Annotated in this window: 13 protein-coding genes; 8 read left to right on the top strand and 5 right to left on the bottom strand. The window is 38.4% G+C overall.

Annotated features, from left to right (window positions below):
• Nucleotides 1–218 precede the first annotated feature (218 nt).
• From BFL47_RS11305 to BFL47_RS11280, 6 genes are all read left to right on the top strand, one after another.
• Nucleotides 219–3,200, top strand: coding sequence for a SusC/RagA family TonB-linked outer membrane protein (locus tag BFL47_RS11305; RefSeq protein ID WP_069659906.1), 2,982 nt, complete (start codon nt 219–221; stop codon nt 3,198–3,200).
• A 10-nt stretch (nt 3,201–3,210) separates the two neighbouring features.
• On the top strand, nt 3,211–4,713 hold the full coding sequence (locus BFL47_RS11300) for a RagB/SusD family nutrient uptake outer membrane protein (protein ID WP_069659905.1): 1,503 nt from the start codon (nt 3,211–3,213) through the stop codon (nt 4,711–4,713).
• Between the two features lie 13 nt (nt 4,714–4,726).
• Nucleotides 4,727–5,815, top strand: a complete 1,089-nt coding sequence (locus tag BFL47_RS11295) for a SusE domain-containing protein (protein WP_069659904.1) — start codon at nt 4,727–4,729, stop codon at nt 5,813–5,815.
• Nucleotides 5,816–5,957: 142 nt separating this feature from the next.
• The gene (locus BFL47_RS11290; RefSeq protein ID WP_245681355.1) at nt 5,958–7,343 is read left to right on the top strand and encodes an alpha-amylase family glycosyl hydrolase; all 1,386 of its coding nucleotides are present in this window, start codon (nt 5,958–5,960) and stop codon (nt 7,341–7,343) included.
• Nucleotides 7,344–7,428: 85 nt separating this feature from the next.
• Nucleotides 7,429–8,790, top strand: coding sequence for an alpha-amylase family glycosyl hydrolase (locus BFL47_RS11285; RefSeq protein WP_069659902.1), 1,362 nt, complete (start codon nt 7,429–7,431; stop codon nt 8,788–8,790).
• 231 nt (nt 8,791–9,021) lie between these two features.
• Nucleotides 9,022–11,136 carry a glycoside hydrolase family 97 protein gene (locus BFL47_RS11280; protein WP_069659901.1) on the top strand — a complete coding sequence of 705 codons (2,115 nt, stop codon included), beginning with the start codon at nt 9,022–9,024 and terminating at the stop codon, nt 11,134–11,136.
• A 245-nt stretch (nt 11,137–11,381) separates the two neighbouring features.
• On the opposite strand, the gene BFL47_RS11275 is transcribed toward BFL47_RS11280, so the two are convergent.
• From BFL47_RS11275 to BFL47_RS19800, 4 genes are all read right to left on the bottom strand, one after another.
• Nucleotides 11,382–12,671, bottom strand: a complete 1,290-nt coding sequence (locus BFL47_RS11275) for an esterase-like activity of phytase family protein (RefSeq protein ID WP_069659900.1) — start codon at nt 12,669–12,671, stop codon at nt 11,382–11,384.
• Between the two features lie 959 nt (nt 12,672–13,630).
• Nucleotides 13,631–14,692: a nucleotidyl transferase AbiEii/AbiGii toxin family protein gene (locus BFL47_RS11265; protein WP_069659898.1), complete on the bottom strand. Its 1,062-nt coding sequence runs from the start codon at nt 14,690–14,692 to the stop codon at nt 13,631–13,633.
• A 10-nt stretch (nt 14,693–14,702) separates the two neighbouring features.
• Nucleotides 14,703–15,446 (bottom strand): DUF6577 family protein, encoded by a 744-nt coding sequence (locus BFL47_RS11260; RefSeq protein ID WP_069659897.1) that lies wholly within the window; start codon nt 15,444–15,446, stop codon nt 14,703–14,705.
• Nucleotides 15,447–15,694: 248 nt separating this feature from the next.
• Entirely contained in the window at nt 15,695–15,850 is a 156-nt protein-coding gene (locus BFL47_RS19800) for a hypothetical protein (RefSeq protein WP_170827310.1), read from the bottom strand.
• A 198-nt stretch (nt 15,851–16,048) separates the two neighbouring features.
• Here BFL47_RS19800 and hemW point away from each other — a divergent pair, with 198 nt between their 5' ends.
• A complete protein-coding gene (gene hemW, locus BFL47_RS11255; protein WP_083257132.1) occupies nt 16,049–17,191 on the top strand; it encodes a radical SAM family heme chaperone HemW in 1,143 nt (380 codons plus the stop codon).
• 39 nt (nt 17,192–17,230) lie between these two features.
• Nucleotides 17,231–17,665, top strand: coding sequence for a nuclear transport factor 2 family protein (locus tag BFL47_RS11250; protein ID WP_069659896.1), 435 nt, complete (start codon nt 17,231–17,233; stop codon nt 17,663–17,665).
• Nucleotides 17,666–17,784: 119 nt separating this feature from the next.
• On the opposite strand, the gene treY is transcribed toward BFL47_RS11250, so the two are convergent.
• Nucleotides 17,785–21,876: a malto-oligosyltrehalose synthase gene (gene treY, locus BFL47_RS11245; RefSeq protein WP_069659895.1), complete on the bottom strand. Its 4,092-nt coding sequence runs from the start codon at nt 21,874–21,876 to the stop codon at nt 17,785–17,787.
• Nucleotides 21,877–21,885: the final 9 nt, after the last annotated feature.

Here is a 21,885-nt window from a genome sequence, read left to right as displayed (position 1 = left end):
TCTGATTTCTTATCCTACTACTTTAAATAATTGATATTACAGTGGTGTTTGTCTGCTTGCAATCTGTTGGTAGTCAATTAGATATATAAATATTTCTTTTTTAGAATCTATACAGCCCTCATGGCTTGTTGGAATAGTTCTGATTAGATGATTCCTTTGTATGTGCAATGGCCAAAACCTCCAGTGCATTTAATTAACCTCTATAAAATCAATAACCAATGAAAAAACTTTATTTTCTTAAGTATGGGTTTCTGGTTTGTTTTATTTATTCATCAATTGCTGTTTTCGCCCAAACGGGTAGTATCAGTGGTGTTGTCCGAGATGAAATGAATCAGCCATTACCCGGAGCCTCTGTTTCCTTAAAAGGCCAAACTAAATCCACCAGTACCGGCAACGATGGTCGGTATAAACTTACAGAGATCGCTACTGGATCGCAAACCATTGTAGTGACGTTTATTGGCTATCAACCCCAGACAAGAACGATCAGTATTAGTGCTGTTACTGAAGTTAACTTTCAATTGCAAGCATCCTCATCATTTCTTAATGAGGTAGTTGTTGTTGGGTATGGTACGCAGCGAAGAAGAGATGTGACCGGTTCAGTGACAACAATTGCAAGTAAAGATTTAAATCCCGGACCGATAACTAACCCCTTACAACAAATTGCGGGAAAGGCAGCTGGTGTAAATATTACTCAAACCGGTAGTGAGCCTGGATCTGCACCTTCTGTTCGAATAAGAGGTATTACTTCTTTAATTGGAGGGAACGATCCGTTAATTGTAGTGGATGGTAATCAGGGTGGTTTGGATCTTTTGAGTCAACTTCCACCTTCAGAAATTGCTAATATTGAAGTGCTTAAAGATGCTTCGGCAACAGCAATTTATGGGTCAAGAGGTGCGACAGGTGTCATCATTGTGACCACTAAGAAGAGTAAAGCGGGATCTACTATAGTAGAATACAATGCAGTTTCTTCTATAGATGTAATTTCTAAACAACTGGAATTACTGGATGCAAATGAATGGTGGACTGAAGCACAGAAATGGGGCGTAACGGGAGCTAATAATCATGGCGCTAATACCGATTGGTTCGGCTTACTGACCAGAAATGGTTCGACTCAAAATCATAACGTGGCAATGGGAGGAGGAACAGATAATTTTAATTATCGTGCTTCAGTGAGTGCTATTCTGCAGGATGGTATTGTCATTAACTCGAAAAATCAAAATTACATCGGGCGTCTGCAGGCCACACAGAAAGCTCTAAATAATAAGCTTACTGTTAATATGAATCTGAATACCAGTTTTAGAAATAATACAGGAAGTCCTACCGGCATTGGTAGAGCTATTTTCAGATCAAACTTAATTTCCAACGCTTATGTAACCCGTCCTACAGATCCGGTTTATAATACAGATGGAACTTATTTTATTCCATCTGAACTATTTGAACCTAATAATCCCTATGCAATAGCGCAAACTGTTCAGAATGATGGGAAAATAAACGACACGCAGGGGAGCTTAAGAGCTGACCTGGAAGTTGCTTCAGGCTTAACTGCAGGTGTATTTGGAAGCTGGAGGAAATTGGATGAAAATACAGGTTATTTTCTGCCAGCCGAATCTACCGATGCAACCGCTATTAATGATAAAGGCTCAGCGGAAATTAACAGCAAGCAAACGAACGAGCAATTATTGGATTTAAGTCTGAACTATAAAAAGACTTTTGGTGATCATAGTCTTGATGTTATTGGGGTTTATGAGTGGCAAAATCAATTATATCAGGGAAGCCGTACCAGGGCGAGAGGGTTTGGTATTGAATTATCCTCTTATAATGATTTGAGATGGGCTGATATAACTAAAGTTCGAGCGGAAGATCTATTCTCTTATAAAAATGATAGAACGCTAATATCCTATTTGGGCCGTGTCAATTACTCTTATCTGGATCGTTATTTATTAACTGCCAGTATTAGGCGTGATGGTTCATCTGTCTTCGGAGCGAATCATAAATGGGGAAACTTTCCATCTGCTTCTCTTGCATGGAGGGTAGATCAGGAACCTTTTATGAAGAATCAGAAGGTTTTCAACAGCCTTAAGCTTCGTGGATCTTATGGAGTTACCGGAAATCAACAAGGTTTGGTACCTCAAAAGTCACTTAACCTGGTTGGAATAGGATCACCTTCTACTGTTTATTTTGGTGGAGAGTTAATTAATAATTATGCTACTATTCAAAATGAAAATCCTGAACTGCGTTGGGAAACCAAATATCAAACGAACATTGGTTTAGATTTTTCTGTTTTGAATAGCCGTTTAAGCGGTACTTTCGATGCCTTTACTGCTACTACTAAAAACCTGTTATTTGATTATGCAGTACCATCACCACCTTTTGAATATACTAGTATAGTAGCAAATGTGGGTTCTGTATTGAATAAGGGGCTGGAAGCTTCATTAAGCTACGACGTAATTAAAACTGATAACACAACCCTTACTCTTGTTGCTAACGGATCTCTTTTGAAAAATGAGGTATTGAGTTTGAGTGGAACGATTGGAAAAGCAGGAACTGCTTTAACTACCGATTATGTAGCATGGGGGAATCTTAATTCTTCATACCTGATTGTAGGCAAGCCAATTGGAGCTTATTATATTTTACAGCATGAGGGTATTGATCCGGCAACCGGACAAGAACTTGTGGTAGATCAAGATGGGAATGGGATAATTGATCAGGGAAATGAAAGTCCGGATCGTGTTCTCTCTGGACAAGCTTTGCCGAAATATAATTATGCCTTTACACCTTCTTTTTCTTACAAAAGCTTTGATGTATCCATGGTTTGGAGAGGTGCAGGAGGAAACAAAATTTACAATAGCATTCGCAAAAGTTTAACCCTAATGGAAAATATAGGTAAGTCGAATATGTTGAAGAGTGCCATTCCTGAAGCGATGTTTACATCTCCTTACGGTTCTGATTTTTGGTTGGAGAACGGTTCTTACCTGCGCTTTGAAAATTTAACCTTAGGTTACCGTTTTAACGTAAGTAAATTAACCTACATAAAAGGGGTGCGGTTGACATTGACTGCTAATAATCTTGCCTTATTCACTAAATATTCTGGTATCGATCCGGAGGTAGCTGCAAATGGTGGTAATAATGCAAGTACGGATAATGGCATTTACCCGCGGGTTAGAAGTTTTGCTTTAGGTTTAAATATATCACTTAAATAAGCTTATTAAAATGAAAATTAAATACATATATATCGCTTTGTCCGTTGCTTTTTTGAGTTCCTGCACGAAGCTTGATGAAAATATTTACGATAAAGTGCCGGCAGATGAATTCTTTGCTTTACCCGGAGCTGCGGCAAGTTCGCTTGCCAGTGTTTATGCCCAAATGCCGGGTAACTGGGACGGTGTAGGTTACGCCGGAGCAGATCGTGGTTGGTATGATTTGAATGAAATGTCGGCAGATTATCAGGTGGTACCTCATCGTACAACTGGTGATTGGGAATTAGACTTCGCTAGACTGTATAAACGCGAATGGCTCCCTAGTGACGGTTTTATGAATAATACATGGAATTGGTTGTATAAATCAATCTATAGAGCGAACAGAAGTATTGCTCAATTGGAAACTGCGAAAGCCGATCCATCAGCGATTGCTGAGGCTAAAGTATTAAGGGCTTTCTTTTATTATTTATTGATTGATGATTTTGGTGATGTTCCCTTTTTTACAGTGAATGATACCCCTGTTGAACAGGTTCCGCAAGCTAAACGTAAAGAGGTCTATGATTTTGTCGTTTCTGAGCTGTTAGCTAATATAGATCAGCTTTCTTCTACAAAAGGTGGAAATTATTATGGCAGGTTTAATAAATGGGCAGCGTACAGCTTATTAGCTAAGGTTTATTTAAATGCACAGGTTTATACCGGTACACCCATGTGGAATGAGTGCCTGGCAGCTTGCAATAAAGTTTCTGAGGGTGGTTTTAGTTTGCACTCCGGTGCTGCTGATGCCTCTAATAAATTAGGTTATAAGTATTATGAATTGTTTGGTGACGTATTGCCTGATGATGAAACTATCTTGGCTATCTATGTAACTGCGGATATAGTAGGAAGAAATATTTTCACTGTAAGAAGTCTTGGAGGCACTGATGGTACTAATTTATTTGGAGCGGGTGCATGGAATGGTTCCATTGTTCCCCAAGCCTTTGTGGAAAAGTTTTCGAATACGGATATCCGTAAAAGACAATTCAGATATGGAGCGAATCCTTATGGACCACAGCCAGCAGGGTTTATCAACTACTCGCTTGAAGTACTTAGTCTGGATAATCCTGGTGCCCTTCCTAATGCAGGTGCTCGAAATCAAAAGTTTTTCCCGGTAGCACCTATATCTAATGGAGGATCAAATGATTTCCCAATTTATCGATATGCCGACATTTTACTGATGAAAGCGGAATGTAATGTGCGATTGGGAAGTGCGGCAGTAGGAAAGCCATTTATTGATCAGGTAAGAGAACGGGCAGGTTTGAATGCTCTGACTGCAGCGCCTACTTTGGATAATATTTATGATGAAAGAGGTTTTGAATTGACTTGGGAAGGACACCGCAGACAAGATATGATCCGCTTCGGAAAGTTCCTGCTTGCTCATGATTTTGCTCCGGCAGTTGGGCCTTTCAGGCTTTTGTTTCCAATCCCCACTGCAGCTTTAAATGCAAATAAGTTATTAATACAAAATCCGGGTTATTAAATACAAGAAGATTATGAAAAATATATTTAAAAATATACTAGGATTAAGTGTCCTTTTGCTTCTGCTGGCAGGCTGTAGGAAAGATGCGGCATTTACGTACCTGGAGAAAGTGGAATTCAATTCTACGATAACTTCTTCTTCGAGTAATGTGGTGCTTACAGAGCAAAATGATGCTGAAAGTGCAGTTACCGTAAACTGGACCGCAGTAGTTTATCCTATTGTGGCACCTGTTACTTACCATCTTCAACTGGATGTACCTGCCGATACCTTGACTGCAACACCCTGGTCAAAGGCTGTAAGTGTTGAAGTAGGTGAGGATGTTTATAGCAAGTCAATGACAGTTAAAGAATTGAATGACATAGCCATGGCTTTAGGTCTTAAAGTGGACAAAGCTGATTTGGTGGTACGGGTGAGAGCTTTTGTAGACCGTTATGTGTACTCTGCGCCAATTGTGGTTGCGGTAAAGCCTTATGTACCTATTCCTCCTGCTCCTGTAATTCCTTCATTATGGGTTCCTGGCGCTTATCAGGGATGGAATCCTGCCATTGCACCAACACTTGGTTCTGTAAACCATGATAATGTGTATGAAGGTTATGTAGATTTGCCGGTAGGTCAGATTAAGTTGACAGCTCAAGCTGGTTGGGAACCTATGGCTTATGGAGATGGTGGTACCGATAATCTAATAGAGGCTAATTTTAATGGTGGAAATTTCAATATCGAAACTGCTGGATATTATTTTCTATATGCCAATTTAAATACGATGAAGTATAAGTTCATTCCGGTTACATGGGGTGTAATTGGTGCGGCTACACCTGGAGGTTGGGATAGTGATACTAATCTTACTTATAATACAGAGACCAAGAAATGGACAGTCACACTTGATTTGAAAAGTGCAGACCTGGGTTCATTTAAGTTCAGAGCGAATGACGCCTGGGCATTGACAATGGGACAGAAGGATGGAAAGCTATCTTACTCAGACAATCCGATGTATCCTTATGATCCGGCAACTGCCGATTATACTGTTCCTACAACGGGTAACTATACCATTACGCTTGATCTCAGTGTACCTGGTAATTATACTTGTACAATTAAGAAGAATTAAAAATATTGAACATTAGATAATAGTTTAAATCAGGAGAGGAGTTAAAAGCTTCTTTCCTGTAATTTTTATCTTGATTAAGAGAGAGAAGGTGCAAATGAATTTGTGCCTGCAAAAGTTAAATTTTTGTTGGATGAATTATATTATGAAAAAGAATCGAAAGCTGCTTTTATTTATTTTGATGCTGAGTTTAACTTGGGCAAGCTGTAAAAATAGCGAAACACCTGCTCCAGTTACTCCTCCTCCTGCTCCAGTGGCTAAAGATCCAGCACAGTATGGTACTCCTTTTAGCAATGTGCCTAATACGGAAGATGTGGTCATGTATGAGGTTAATCTTCGTGCTTTTAGTAGTCAGGGGACTTTAAAAGGAGTTCATAACAGGCTTGATTCGATTAAAAATTTAGGAGTGAATGTAATTTGGCTGATGCCCATATATCCAATGGGCGAGTTAAAGGGAGTAGGATCCCCTTATTCGGTTAAAAATTATAAAGAGGTTGGCTCTGAGTATGGTACTTTGGAAGATTTACGCACCTTAGTCAATGAAGCTCATACTAAAAATATGTCGGTTATCCTGGATTGGGTAGGAAATCATACTTCCTGGGATAATCCTTGGATTCTAAACAAAACCTGGTATACAACAGATGCTTCCGGCAATATTGTTAGCCCTAATGGATGGACGGATGTAGCGGATTTGGATTATGGTAATACTGCTATGAAAAAGGAAATGATTAAGGCCATGAAATATTGGGTCTTAACCGCCAATGTAGATGGATATCGCTGTGATTATGCTGATGGGGTACCTTATGATTTTTGGAAACAAGCGATTGACACACTTAAGAAAATTCCTAATCATAAGTTGGTGATGTTTGCTGAAGGGACAAGGACTGATCATTTCACTGCTGGTTTTAATCTAACATTTGGCTGGAACTTTTTCAATGCGATGAAGAGTGTTTTTAACCAAAATCAACCGGCTAATACAATAAATAATACCAATATTGCTGATTACAACAATGTGCCAGCGGGTTCGCATATTCTTAGGTTTATCTCTAATCATGATGATAATGCCGTTGATAACGCACCGTTTGCAACGTTTAAAGGCAATGAAGGATCTCTGTCGGCTTTTGTAATTTCGTTATATATGGGTGGGGTTCCATTGATTTACAATGGACAGGAAGTAGGCAACCCGCTTAAACTTTCATTTTTTACCCGTACGCCAATCGATTGGACTATCAATCCTGCTATAACTGCTCAATACAAAAAGCTTATTTCTTTAAAGAAAACAAGTAGTGCACTCAGAAATGGCACTATTGTGAATTATCCAGGTAACACAGATATCGTGGCATTTAAGCGGACATCGGGTACAGAAAAAGTTGTGGTGCTGGTTAATGTGCGGGATAAAGCAGTTAATTATACGCTGGATACTTCTATAGCTAATAAAAGCTGGACAAATGGTTTAACAGGATTAGCGGTAAATATGGGAACGGAAATTACTTTAGCGCCTTTCTCTTACTTGATCCTGAAAAATAATTAATACTTCGGTAATGGTAAAATAAGTATAAGGCTTGTCATCATACGATGATAAGCGGATTAAATAGTACAGATAGAATAATATAAAAATGAACAAGAGCTGCTTTTTACTTTTCATGTTGCTTTCAACCTTGAGCTACACTGTTTCCAAAGGACAAACAAATCAAAAGTCACCTCAGCAGGTGCAATATGGGAAACCTTTCCAAAAGGTACCTGACCGTCGAGATGTGACCCTTTATCAGGTGAACATGCGCACCTTTAGTAAAGAGGGGAGTTTTAAAGGGGTCATTGCACGTTTAGATTCAATAAAGGCTTTAGGAGCAAATGTGATTTATCTGATGCCTATATATCCTGTTGGGATTGTTAACTCTGTAAACTCGCCTTATTGTGTGAAAGACTATAAGGCTATAAATAAGGAGTTTGGAGATCTTAATGATTTAAGAACCCTTGTTGAAGGAGCGCATGTTCGGAATATGGCTGTTATATTAGATTGGGTAGCCAATCATACTTCATTTGATCATGTTTGGACAGTTAATAAGTCATGGTATCTACAAGACTCAGTAGGAAATATTATCAGTCCGCCAAAGACAGGATGGAATGATGTAGCGCAACTTGATTTTACTAATAATGCTATGCGTTCTGCCATGATCAGTGCAATGAAATACTGGGTGCTATCAGCCAATGTAGATGGTTTTCGATGCGATTATTCTGATGGGCCTCCTTTAGCTTTTTGGAAACAGGCATTGGATACATTAAAAGCGATTCCTAATCATAAATTATTGATGCTTTCTGAGGGCACCAGGACTGATCACTTTAAGGCTGGTTTTGATTATAACTTTGGATTTCGGTTTTTTGAAAATATGAAGGAGGTGTATGAACACAACAGATCAGTGCTGTCTATTGATAGCATGAATGTGGCGGATTACAGAGACACTTCTCCCTCAAATCTGATGGTCAGATATACTAGTAATCATGATGTCAACAGTTCAGATGGCACCGCATTAGATTTATTTGGAGGGAAAAAGGGTTCAATGGCTGCTTTTGTTGTGGTATCCTATATGAAAAGTGTGCCCATGATTTATAATGGACAGGAAGTGGGAACGCCTTACCGGTTAACCTTTCCATTTAAAACTACTACAATCGACTGGAGTGTTAATCCGGATGTGACAGCTGAATATAAAAAGATCCTGGCTTTAAGAAATAGCAGTGATGCGATTAGACGAGGTGAATTGACATCTTATAGCAGCACGGATGTATGTGCGTTTACAAAAGTACTTGGAAACGAGAAAGTACTCATCATATCTAATCTAAGAAATAAACCGATACAGTTTACTGTCCCAGAAAAGCTTAAGAATACAGGATGGAAAGATGCTTTTAACAGTGTCAGCAAGGAAATAAAAACGGTGATTACTTTAGAACCCTATTCCTATTACGTTTTAAAAGCAGTATAAGATAGCTACGTTTTAAAAGTAGTTGAATGTAGCTTTATAAGTTTGGGTTTGCGTATTGATTGCTTCTTGTACCCAGATAAGATAGTTTTTTAAGTTTAGTTAGTAGCGGGCAAGCGCTTTGAAATAAGGCGCTTGCTTTTTAGGTCATTACAGTCCTCTTGAAATAAATATCTTTTGTGGTTTTAAACACAAGGGTATCTTTGAATAATTAATATTAATAATAAGTACGAAATGAAAAAATGCTTCCAGTTTCTATTACTCTTGATCTCTACATCCCTCTTTGCCGTTGAACAGCCTAATCCAGTGAAATTAAAGTCTCCTGATGGAAACCTGGAAGTGTCTTTTTACCTCAAGAACGGAATTCCATATTATAGTTTGAATAGAAAAAACGCAGTGGTAATAAAGGAATCAAGATTAGGATTGATATTGACGGAAAACCAATCTTTAGACAAAGATTTCAAGGTAGCTGATATCCAGGAATCAGCATTCAATGAAACTTGGAAGCCTGTTTTAGGCGAAGTGAGTACCATTCAAAACCACTATAAAAGCGTTAAGATATCCCTGGAGGAAACCAGTAAATTAAAAAGAAGATTAGATGTAGTTTTCAAAGTATACAATGATGGCTTGGGATTTCGGTATGAGTTTCCTAAACAGGCTAACCTTCAATTTTTTGTAATTTCGAGAGAATTAACAGCATTCAATTTAACGGGAGATCATAAAGCATTTTGGATTCCAGGTGATTATGATTCAAATGAGTATCATTATGCTACTTCAAAGATCTCTGAAGTAGATGCATGGAAGCAACCTTTGATATCAAAAGGGAAATTAAACAAGAATATTCCTGACCAGTATGCCGTGCAAACTCCATTAATGCTCAAAACTGCTGATGGTTTATATATCAACATACATGAAGCAGCTCTTGTAAATTATCCAGCTATGCAATTGCATGTGGATAGGAGTAACTATAGCTTATCGGCTAATTTAGTACCTGATGCATTAGGGAATTCCGCTTACCTGCGTGCCCCGGGAAATACACCATGGAGAACTATAATAGTAAGTGATAAGGCGACAGATATATTAGCTTCAAAAATGATATTGAACTTGAATGAACCCTCAAAACTGGCTAATACATCCTGGATTAAACCGTTAAAATATATGGGCGTATGGTGGGAAATGCAGATTGGTAAAAGCAACTGGAACTATACTTTTGATGTGGATTCTCTTTCATCAACAGGTACTCTTATTCCACAAGGAAATCATGGAGCGAACACTGCAAATGTGAAGAGATATATTGATTTTGCTTCCAAAAATGGAATCAAAGGACTCCTGGTAGAAGGATGGAATACTGGTTGGGAGGAATGGACAGGCAACTGGAAAGAAAATAATTTTGATTATGTAACTCCTTATCCAGATTTTAATGTAGAAGAAATAACAGAATATGCGAAGCAGAAAGGTGTAGAAATGATCATGCATAATGAGACTGGTGGAAGTGCTACAAACTATGACCGGCATTTAGATACTGCTTTTCGTTTCATGAATAAGTATTCCTATAAATCAGTAAAAACAGGCTATGTAGGCCAAATTACTCCTCGTGGAGAGCATCATGACGGGCAATGGATGATTGAGCATTTTGTACGTGTGGCAGAGAAAGCTGCTCAATACCAAGTGATGGTTAATATGCATGAATCGGTGCGACCTACCGGTCTGAACCGTACTTATCCGAATTGGATTGCTAATGAAGCTGGGCGAGGTAATGAATGGAACGCCTTTAGTGATGGTAACACACCTGAACATGAAACTATACTTCCATTTACCCGATTAATGGGAGGTCCAATGGATTACACTCCGGGAATTTTTAAGCTTAGAAACTATGCTTCAAATGCACCAGATAGACAAATGCATACCACCCTTGCTAAGCAGTTAGCCTTATATGTGACGATGTACAGCCCTTTACAAATGGCAGCTGATCTGCCTGAAAACTATGAAGCACATCAGGATGCCTTTCAATTTATAAAGGATGTTGGTGTAGATTGGGATGATACCAAAATCCTGGAAGCAGAACCTGGAGATTACATTACTATCGCTCGTAAGGAAAAAGGTAAAGCGAATTGGTTTGTAGGGGCTATAACAGATGAAAATAGTCGCCAGTCTGTGATACCTTTGAACTTCCTTGATAAAGGGCGAAAATATACGGCAATCGTTTACAAAGATGGAAAGGATGCAGATTGGAAAACTAACCCGGAGGCCTATACTATTGAAAAGAGAATTGTAACCAGTTCTACAAAGTTGAAACTCAATTTAGCCAAAGGGGGAGGGGCAGCAATTAGTCTGATTCCTGTTCAATAACAATGTCATAGCTAGCACCCATTACCTGTCACCAGAAGGGATTGCATGTAAAGGGTCAGTAGCGGATTATTTTAATGGTCGTATCTTTTCTACCCGTTATTTGGGAACGGAAACTACACATACAAGTTGGTTAATTAGTAAAAATGCTCAGATGAATATCTGAGCATTTTTTTTAGAAAAGATGGATGGACGTCAATGGATGAACAACTCATCTTTTTATGAATAAACGGAACCTGTAATCTTTATTACATTTTCAATTTTACAAAGTATAAACGATTTCTATCTACTGCATTTGTCAATGGTAATATTTTCTGGGCAAAGCCACTTGCACCATTGTCAACCACTCCGAAATCGTCATCATTAGAAATGACTAAGATGTTTCCCGGCAACAAAGCCAGGCCTTCTGCTTTATCATGTGGATAGACAGATGGTAAATCCTTTAACAGATCTAAGACCAGCGTTTTTGTAACAGGAACTATTCCAGCTCCTTGTAAACCCGCCTGGTTATTCAATTCTTCGACTGTTTTTCCACCATACAGCTTTCCTGCCGTTCCGTTTGCAGCATCAGAAATATCTGTCGCTCCTGATAAATCAATCTTAAAGACCTTTTTAAAGATAGCAGGATTACTAGCTGCACCTCCAAAAAGCCCGTCACGTTCAATGGTTAAAAAAGTTGTTGCATTAACTGCCACGATATCACTTACCCCGGTTAATGTGATGTTATCCATCAAATAAGCATACTGTTTGGTAGCGCCTGTAGCAATATCAAATGTCAATATCCTTAAAACGGTAGAATTTGCAATTGCAGTTTTCGATGGGTTATACATCGGTGATTGCATTATGCCAACTAATGTCTTTCCATCGGGAGTTATTGCTAATCCTTCCATTCCTCTATTGGCTCTGCGATTTGCAAATACGGCTGGAATTTTACGACCACCTGTCCCCGTTCCAAAAGGATTTATTCTTTCTATCATTTTTCCATTGGCATCAAAATGTGCAATGTGTGGCCCGTATTCATCGCTAATCCAAAAAGAACCGTCTGCCAGCCTCACCAATCCTTCAGAATCTATACCATTTGCGCTTGGTGCGATTACCACTCCGTTTAAATTGTATGCTGTTTCTCCAGAAGCACCCATCCCAACGGGATTTGGAATACCATTAAGCTTTGCACCTGCTTCATTTTTAAGATCTATAACCGATTCAAGGAATAACTTGCCATCTTTCAACCTGAACTTACCAATCTGAGGGTCGAAGTCTGGTTTACCAATGATGATGGAGTTGGCAATTTGACCCGCGACATTAGAACCACGATCGGTTAGCATATAGAAAACGTCAGGTTCATTGGGGTCAACGGCAACGCCTGAACCAAAACCCCCATTATACACCTTGATGCCGGCTGTTGTAGTGAAAAGGATAGATGGGTCTACCGCCTCTGCCATATCTGGGTAAACGATAGCAATAGTTTCAGTTTCGTTTTTCTTGCATGATGTAAACAAGAGGGCTGCCAATGCTGGGATCAGTAATTTTATTTTCATAATGAATAAGGAATAATTTTTTTGCAAGAATAAGTGGTCGGTGTAAAATCACAGTTAACATAAAAACAACAATAGAATTCAAACCAATAATGGCATGGGCTTAACTTAGCATCAAGCAAGGTGTGCAAATGGGTTAAAGCTATAAGCTCAACTGAATCGTCATTTAAGTCCAAATAAGCATTAAATTTATTAGTGCCTAGTTTTTTATATTGGATTGTTACCATGATATATTAATTACTTTGCTTTTTGTTATTCATTAAAGCTGAACAGTAGTGAACGGGTAACGAAATAGAAGATTAAGAACGGGAACATACGTTTTCTGTGGTGATAATCAACAAATTAACACTATTCATTTACCCAATTCTATATAAGATTATACACGCTTAAAGCCATGGTCGGCATTGAATATTAAATTGATTTTCAGGTAGTTAAAATCTTAAAGTAACAAATAGGTAACAATGGGAATTGAAAGAACATCGTTAAAAAAATCATTAGCTTACGTGGCATGCAAATGATCTATTAAAAAGGCAGGGTATAATGGTATTGTTTCCAATTTGGAAGATCGTCAGTACGGATAAATTGCTTTTAGCACTGATCAAATAAAAATTTTAGAGATGTTGAATTATGGGGATGAAAGGCATCTGACTGAGGTTCCGGCCAGACGACGTAGTTAATTTAAAATCTGGAGCGTTTGTTTCGCAGGGCTATAAAGTATTGGTAAAAATAGGTGCTCCTTTTCGCGTTGTCTCGAGCTCCTTATAGGCTTTTCAGTAAGGTGAAACACGAAGAGTAGAACAACTCGAAAGGCGATAGCTGGCCCAATGTATGGATAGGTTTTCATGCTCAAATTTGGAGTAATTCACATGAAAAAAGAGTGACCGTTTTTCTTAATGTATATAGATTTTAATTTCAAACTTTCGGCAATAATTCTTTATTTATGCCGAAAGTTTGAATATCGACTAAACCGTTTTTGTGATCGATATCTGGTGCCAATAATAGAACGCTTCAGGGTTTCCTTTCTTAAGTTTATTTAGCTTTTGGTTGAAGCTCTGCTCTATGGTCAGATCTTTTATCTGGTCAATTCCTGTATATTTTTCAAACTTGGTTACGCCATATTTCAAAACTGTAGCTATGTAGGCTGCTTTTGCCGCATCAACAATTGCCCGGTCAATTTGGTAGTTTTCCGAGAAGATAAAATTTCTAACAGATTGTATCCCCTGACTTAATGCTACAAAATCGCCTTTACCTTCAGTACCCCTGCTGCAAATGTGCAATGCAGTGTCATAAATGTCATCCAACACTCCTGTTGCATCCGTTTCACATTTACGGTATCCAATCTCAGTGTTGGCAAAAATATTAAACGTTTTGGCAACGATACTTACATCTTTAGCCGGATTCAGCAGACTTCCGATATCATATAACTGCTTCATAATTTCCATCGCGCGTGAATCTTCTCCTTTATAGTACGGTATACCGGTTGTATTTGGAGCGAAGGCCGTGAGTTTGTCGCCCAGAATATCCTCATAGCAAGGGATATTTACAAATATCGGTTCTCCGTCCTGTTGAGTAAAGGTGGAATCAATTGGCCAGCTGATAACATTTGCATAGTGAGGCTCTTCGAAAAGTATATCCAATAATACATAATCCTCTTCTTTTTTAGACTTGAGAATAGGAGTATAAAAGAATTTGTAATGCGCTTTTTCAATGTCTGATGTTGTTTTTCTTTCTTGGAGCTCAAAACGGGTAAAACTTTGTTCTTCCAGGAATGTCTTAAAAAGTTCCTCCAGTTCCTGATGGGTACTTACTATAATGTCGATATCTATCGACAGGCGTTTGGTACTTCCCATAAGTAGCATCAGCGCTGTTCCTCCTTTGAAGACAAATTGAATGTCAGATTTTACCAGGCCTTCCAGTAGGAGTAATGCCCGTATAACCTTTTCTACAAGGGTTGGATCCACTTTCCTGTTTTTGGCGGACACGGTTTTTAGCCAGTCAGTGGTGAGGCTTTCTTTTGAAATCATGGGCTATTGGTTAGTTCTTTTGCTTGTTAAAGTTACCCTCTTGGATATACTTATGTAAGTCTGGTCGTCTGCCTTTTCGTGCAGCATACCGTAATAGCTTGTTTTCGTTCACTACATATTTATAGTATGCGTTGCTAAATACCGATCTGCATTCGCTGCCGGCCAGGTAATTGAATTCATTATCACAAAATATGTCTACCAACAGCTTTTCAATCGAGACTGTAAATATGTTGTTAACCTGATTTAATGGACTTTCACTGGTTAAATACCGAACAATAATGGGTAATTGAAAGTCAGGCAGCAGGTCATGGATTAATGTTTCGCTGGGGCGCAAAAAAACACCTCTAAACTCTTCCTTAAGACTAAAGTATACCGATTCTGAAACATTTCTCTCAACATCAACCAGTATAAATGGATAGCTGCTTAGATGTTGAGCAAATTCGTTGATCATCCCTGAATCCCATGTGCAGTAAGAAGTGGTAGGAAATTTTTTTTTGATGTATTTACTGATCTTAAGCACTCGCGTCGAAAGCTCAGGAATATAATCACTAGTTGAAACCAGTTGATACAGGCCGTGACCAGTTCTGCTAATGACCGATTGATTTACTAAATCATGAACCCTCCATCTGATTGTTGTATCGGGTAAAGTCGGGTCATCTTTTTTAAAAAAAGCACGCAGTTCGTCTAGGGAAAATTGCAACTGTTTTCCAAAGTGCTTATTTAAACTATCTATGTCATATTTGTTTTTTGCCATTTCAAAGTAATATACAAACTTACGGCAAATATTTTGATCTACTGCCGATTGTTTGAAAATGAAATTTTGTTATATATGTATAATATGGAGCTTATAATTAAATTTTTGCCAGGAATTGATCAAGATAATCCTGAAGGTGATAATTAATTTTGGCAGGTTGTTTATAGCGATATTCAGAAAAATTCAATTCATCCTCTCTTTTGTTACGAAGTGATTTAATGATCTTGAGTTTCTCTTTATCAGGCTCGCTAATCCGGGCATGAGGCATCCGAATAGCCTTTATCAACATAAATCTTTAGGAACTCGTAGTTGCGTTTACTTTTACCCTCGCCAGTATTGGAATACACATCCAAATAAGCACTAAATTTGCCGGTGCTTAGCTTTTTATATCTGATCGTTACCATGATATATAAGTTACTTTTCTTTTGTTACTTTTGTTACTCGTTAAACTCGATAAGTAACAAATGAGTAACAAAAATAAAATAAAATAGAATAAAAATCAATAGAACAAAAAAGATTAAAGATATTATTTATGCTAATAATCAATGAGTTAACGTTACTTATCTGTCCGATTTTATCAGGGATTATACACTCTTAAACCCATGGCCGGCATCTATTTTCATATTCCATTTTGCAAGCAAGCTTGTCATTATTGTGATTTTCACTTCTCCACTTCTAAAAAATATAAGGACGAGATTATAAATTCAATGCTCAAAGAGCTTGAATTGCAAAAAGAATACCTCGGCCGGCAAACTATTGAGACCATTTATTTTGGAGGAGGAACTCCTTCAATTCTAACCGCTCAGGAAATACAAGCGTTTATAGACCGGGTGATACATTTGCATCCGGTTGCTTCAGGTGCGGAAATTAGTATGGAGACCAATCCGGATGACTTAACCCCGCAACAGGTTAAGGAGTTGAAAACTACCGACATCAACCGCTTCAGTATCGGCATTCAATCATTCTTTGAAGAGGATTTGAAGTGGATGAACCGGGCACATAATGCAAAAGAAGCAGATAGTGCCGTGAAACGTGTACAGGATGCCGGTTTTGAGAATATCACACTTGATCTGATCTATGGTTATCCCTTGCTTACGGATCAAAAGTGGAAAGCGAATCTGGACAAAACACATGAGTTAAACGTTCCACATATCTCTGCTTATTCGATGACGGTAGAATCTAAAACTGCCTTGGCTCATTTTATTAAGAAAGGAAAGCAGCCGGAAATGAATGATAATCAGAGTGCTGAACAATTCTTATTCCTCATCGAGCAGCTTAAGGAATGGGGATATGAGCATTATGAAACGTCTAACTTTGCAAAACCTAATCAGTATTCCCGGCACAATACAAATTACTGGAGAGGGGTATCTTATCTGGGTATTGGTCCATCGGCACATTCTTTTAATGGCGAGGCAAGGAAGTGGAATATTGCCAACAATGCCAAATATCTCGAGTCTTTATTGCTGGACAAGATTCCTGCGGAGATGGAAATTCTTACGCAGAATAACCGGGTGAATGAATATATCATGACATCCTTAAGAACTATGTGGGGAATGGATCTTTCTAAAATTGATCGTGACTTTGGCTCTGGTTATAGTACTGAGATAGAAAAGAGTGCAGAGGAGTTTCTTGACAAAGGATGGATTATAAAAAAGGATCCGAACACGCTGGTCTTAACCGATGCCGGTATGTTATTCAGTGATCACATCGCTTCTGAACTGTTTATCGACGAAGAAAGGAAATAAAATTCTTAGTTTAGCAGCAGCCTGTAATTATAATTAAATATGAAAAGAATTAGCTTATTTCTTGTACTGTCCATGTTTTTAAGCGTAGTGGTACATGCCCAAAGTAAAAGTGAAAAACAAGTTGCAATAGCTGTAGAAACACTTAGAAAAGCCATGGTAGATGGAACCAAGAGTGAATTGGAAGCAATAGCGGATAACAATTTAACCTATGGTCATTCCAGTGGTGTGCTGCAGAATAAAGCGGAATTTGTGGAAGCAATAACTAGCGGAAATTCAGACTTTGTTACACTTGAATTTAATAATCAGACTATTCATGTATCTGGTAAAACAGCTATCGTTCGTCATGATCTTGTGGCTTCTACTAATGATAAGGGGAAAAGTCCGGGAACAGTTAATTTGCATATTCTTACTGTTTGGCAAAAAACGCATGGTAAATGGCTGATGCTGGCACGTCAGGCTGTTAAAAAAATCTAAAATAAAGGGGCTTTTAGCCCCTTATTTTTTTACTTACAGATAATTATTGATCCTAAAACTCCCTCTTTAGATTTGCTGATCCGGTTGTTGAGATTAGCTTCCTTCATAGTAAAATGCCACTAGCCCCTTCCATAAATTAATACCCAATCCCTTAAGGCTTTTGCATGTTTTGCATTCAGCTGATCAGGTAATAACCGCCATTCCCAGTTCTTTTCTATTGTTGCCGGACTATTCATTCGGGCACGCTCATCTAAACCAATAATATCCTGTACAGGCAAAATCACCGTTAATGCAACACTGGAGTAAGCTAGGCGACTCAGTTCTATGTGTACATTTTTTGCACTAATCTTTTTCCCTAAATAACTGTTTAAATTTCGTTTGATGATTTTGTCGGCATCTTCCTTGTACCAACCAACCATCGTATTGTTATCATGAGTGCCGGTATACACAAAAAAGTTTTCTTTAAATAAGTGTGGGCTATTAAGCGATTGAGGCATATCATCTCCAAAAGCAAATTGAAGCACTTTCATACCGGGTAGGTTAAAAGCGTCCCGAAGTTCATAAACAGGTTGGTCAATGTCACCCAGATCCTCTGCAATAAATGGTATCTTTCCAAGTGCTTGTTCTACTGCATTGAAGAAGTCTTTGCCTGGCCCCGGTTTCCATTGTCCGTTTCTAGCGGTAAGCTCTTGCACTTGCACTTCCCAATAGGAAGTAAATGCCCTGAAATGATCAAAACGTATAAGGTCAAAAAGTTCTATATTCTTTTTTATCCGCTTAATCCACCAATCATAATTTTGCTTTTTTAAGACATCCCATCGAAAAACCGGCATACCCCAAAGTTGGCCGTCGTCATTAAAGTAATCGGGAGGAACTCCTGCAACACCTAACATTCGGCCTGATTCATCCAGACTAAACAGCTCAGGGTTTGCCCAAACATCTGCGGAGTCGTAACTGGTATAAAAAGGCATATCGCCAAACAGACTAATTCCTAAATCATTGCAGTAACTTTTTAATGCGCTCCATTGTTTGCTAAAAATAAACTGGATCCATTTTATCTCTTCAATTTGCTCGGTTTTAGAAAGCCTAAAAGTTTCTAATGTTTTTGGGTCTCTCAATTTAAAGGTATCAGGCCATTCATGCCAAGCTAATTGGCCAAATTTATCCTTAAGAGCCCTATATAAAGCAAAGTAATCAAGCCATGAAGCTTCCCTTTCACAAAACAAAGTAAACGCATCTGAAGGCATATTCTCGTCTTTAAACCTACGAAATGCTTTTTTGATTAATGCTGATTTTGATTCCTGTACCAATTTGAAGTCAATTCGATCCGTTGGAACCAGATAGTGCTTTTTTAAGTCTTTATGACTTAGTAACCCTTCTTGCTGTAAATACTCAGGACTAATAAGCAATGAATTGCCAGCCATGCTTGAACACGAACTATAAGGAGAATGCATACTGGCCTCCTCTGTAGGATTTAGAGGAAGTATTTGCCAATACTTTTGTTTCGCAGAAGCTAAAAGATCGGCGAATTTAAAAGCTTCAGGACCGAAATCGCCTATCCCGAAAGGGGAAGGCAATGAGCTGATATGTAATAATACTCCAGCTGATCTCTTGTTCTCAAAAGATTTTAGTTTCAGAACAGCGAAAGGCAGCTTATTGAAAATGGATCCAACCAGGAGCTCCTCTTCTGCTTTTCCAGTCGCACCACTGAAGATATTTGTCCATTCCGAAGAAACAGATGAAGGTAGTTCCAAACGGGTTTTATGCCAGTCAATTTTCAATGGTTCACAATTTTGTTCTTCACAAATCTCTACCAGATGAAGAGGGACTACGGTAACTACCCAATTAATATGATGTTTTCGTGCAAATGCAAGAATGTTATCCTTATATCTTCCTTTTACTATCAAAGGTAGATAATCTCCCTTTTCAAATAACTCCGGAGATTGCTGCCTTAAATCAAAAAGTTGATGAGTTAACACCAATTTGATTTCTCCGGAGTAACGATTTTTCCATAAGTGTTCAAAAAGGTTTTTCTGGTCAAGAATCTCTTCATCAAATAATTGTTCCTTTAAAATATGTTCTCTTTGAGAATAATTAACTGGCCTGCGATTATCCGGATCAACCAGACTCAAATCCCATAATTCACAACCCTGATAAACATCGGGTACACCGGGACAAGTGAACTTAAGTATGGTCTGAGCCAATGAATTCAAGATTCCAAAATCGGCTACTTTGTTACGTATTTTTTCAAAGCTTTCCCAAAATGGACCATCGCGTTGAAGTAATTTTAAAGCAAATGATTTCGTTGCTTCTTCATATTGTTCATTGGGCTCCGACCAACTAGTCTGGATTTTTGCTTCCCTTAGTGCTTTAACCAAGTACTCCTGAAGCCTTTCGGGAAAATTATCTTCATCTTGTCCCGGCATTGGGTAAGCGCCGATAATAGTCTGATAGATTAGATATTCGTCATTTGCATCGGGCCTCGTTAAGGTTTTTAGTGGCTCATTCATTTTGATCCATTTATCCACCTTCTTAAACCAGAGCTCAGGAATATCAGTCAATACGTTTAAACGGGCTCTCACATCTTCCCCTCTTTTGGTGTCATGTGTCGATGTTCCATTCATCGATAAAGGTCCAGACTGTTGTCTTTCTTCCATTTTAGTGTGGAAATCCTTTACTGAGATTCCAAAGGAACCAGGTGCGTCTCCTACTTCGTTATGACCAATAAAACGATTATAGGTATACATGAGGGTATCTTCCACTCCTTTAGCCATTAGTGGCCCGCTGAATTGCATACAGCGCTGATAAAAATACAGAGCCTGTGCATTGCATTCCTCGTCTTGTGTATCTGGTTTCGGTAAAATAGTATCTTCCAGAATATCGACAGCAGTTCTTAAATGTGGTTTTTTATCTCTAATCTTTTGGAATATACTCTTAAGACTTTTCCTTTCGGCTTTATTTAAAGGCAGAGCATTTCCATAATAACGGTAAACAGGTGTGTAAATAAGGAAATAAGCAATTGCCGTTTTAAAATCAATCTCTGGATATACCGCCCTTGGAGAGAGATTTGAATTGATGAAAAGGTGATACAGATTTTCAAGCTCACCCGTCATGTTTTGAAAGAGTATGGCTGCTTTCTTTTCATGTATCTGATCTTCAATCTGTTTTCCCAAAGGTACCAGATCATTGTAAAAATTGATGAAGAACTTTTTGTTCTTTTGCTGACTAAATACATTGTTTACGATGCTAAGAAAATCATAACCGGAGTTTCCTTGTACGGGCCACGAGGTGGGTATCGATTCTCCTTCTTCCAATACCTTTTCCACAATGATATAAGGCTCTGGTCCTGTTAACGTTCTTAATCGATTTAAGTACTCTTCCGGATTAAATAAACCGTCTATATGATCTATTCGCAGGCCCTGAAACAGGTTTTCATCCACTAGCTTTTTTAAATATTCATGATAAACGTCAAATATGTTTTGATCCTGAATATTGATGCAGATCAGCCCGTTAACCGTAAAAAAACGGCGAAAATTGATTTTGTTGTCGGTTTCTTGCCAATGGCAAAGTTCATAAAACTGTTCGTCTGCAATGTGTTCCAGAAGATCAGGACTTGCATTGATATGATCCAGACGGGAATGAATGGAATCATCTTCTTCATGCGTAATATTGTCGTCGTTGAATATTAATGCATAAGATGCCGCATTCAAGGGATAATACGCATCTAAATAGTTTAATACGAATTTTTCATTCTGATAATCCAGTTTTAACTCTTTCTTTTCTATCGCCTTTTTTAGCGTAGTTCCTAAAAAAGGAACCATGAGTTTCCCCTGAAAGAAATCACCACTGAATGCCGTATCGAAAAATGTAGCATAGATGGAGTCTTTCCCTTTCTCTAATACATCCATTAACCAGGAGTTCCTATGGTCGAACGCCATGTGGTTTGGGACAATATCCTGAAGCCATTGGATCTTACTTTCCTCAAGTAGAGCATGAATCGCCCGCAAATCTTCTTCAGTGCCTATTTCAGGATTAATCCGGCCAGGATTTAATCCATCATAACCATGTGTACTGCCGGGTGTGGACTCGAAAACAGGTGAGGCATAAATGGTGCTGACCCCCAGTTTTTTAAGGTAAGGAATAATCTTTTTAAAATGCTTGAAGGTAAATTCTTTATGAAACTGGATTCGGTAGGTAGATATAGGGTTCATGAAACTATA

It is taken from the genome of Arcticibacter eurypsychrophilus (assembly GCF_001730525.1).
Taxonomy (GTDB): Bacteria; Bacteroidota; Bacteroidia; order Sphingobacteriales; family Sphingobacteriaceae; genus Arcticibacter; species Arcticibacter eurypsychrophilus.
Note: the sequence above shows the minus strand (reverse complement) of the source record. Positions and strands in the feature narration are given on the sequence as shown.

Coding starts and splice junctions, on each gene's coding strand:
- BFL47_RS11290 (WP_245681355.1), top strand. CDS start 5,958: ATGAAAAAGAATCGAAAGCTGCTTTTATTTATTTTGATGCTGAGTTTA.
- treY (WP_069659895.1), bottom strand. CDS start 21,876: ATGAACCCTATATCTACCTACCGAATCCAGTTTCATAAAGAATTTACC.
- hemW (WP_083257132.1), top strand. CDS start 16,049: ATGGCCGGCATCTATTTTCATATTCCATTTTGCAAGCAAGCTTGTCAT.
- BFL47_RS11265 (WP_069659898.1), bottom strand. CDS start 14,692: ATGATTTCAAAAGAAAGCCTCACCACTGACTGGCTAAAAACCGTGTCC.
- BFL47_RS11250 (WP_069659896.1), top strand. CDS start 17,231: ATGAAAAGAATTAGCTTATTTCTTGTACTGTCCATGTTTTTAAGCGTA.
- BFL47_RS19800 (WP_170827310.1), bottom strand. CDS start 15,850: ATGGTAACGATCAGATATAAAAAGCTAAGCACCGGCAAATTTAGTGCT.
- BFL47_RS11305 (WP_069659906.1), top strand. CDS start 219: ATGAAAAAACTTTATTTTCTTAAGTATGGGTTTCTGGTTTGTTTTATT.
- BFL47_RS11260 (WP_069659897.1), bottom strand. CDS start 15,446: ATGGCAAAAAACAAATATGACATAGATAGTTTAAATAAGCACTTTGGA.
- BFL47_RS11295 (WP_069659904.1), top strand. CDS start 4,727: ATGAAAAATATATTTAAAAATATACTAGGATTAAGTGTCCTTTTGCTT.
- BFL47_RS11275 (WP_069659900.1), bottom strand. CDS start 12,671: ATGAAAATAAAATTACTGATCCCAGCATTGGCAGCCCTCTTGTTTACA.
- BFL47_RS11300 (WP_069659905.1), top strand. CDS start 3,211: ATGAAAATTAAATACATATATATCGCTTTGTCCGTTGCTTTTTTGAGT.
- BFL47_RS11280 (WP_069659901.1), top strand. CDS start 9,022: ATGAAAAAATGCTTCCAGTTTCTATTACTCTTGATCTCTACATCCCTC.
- BFL47_RS11285 (WP_069659902.1), top strand. CDS start 7,429: ATGAACAAGAGCTGCTTTTTACTTTTCATGTTGCTTTCAACCTTGAGC.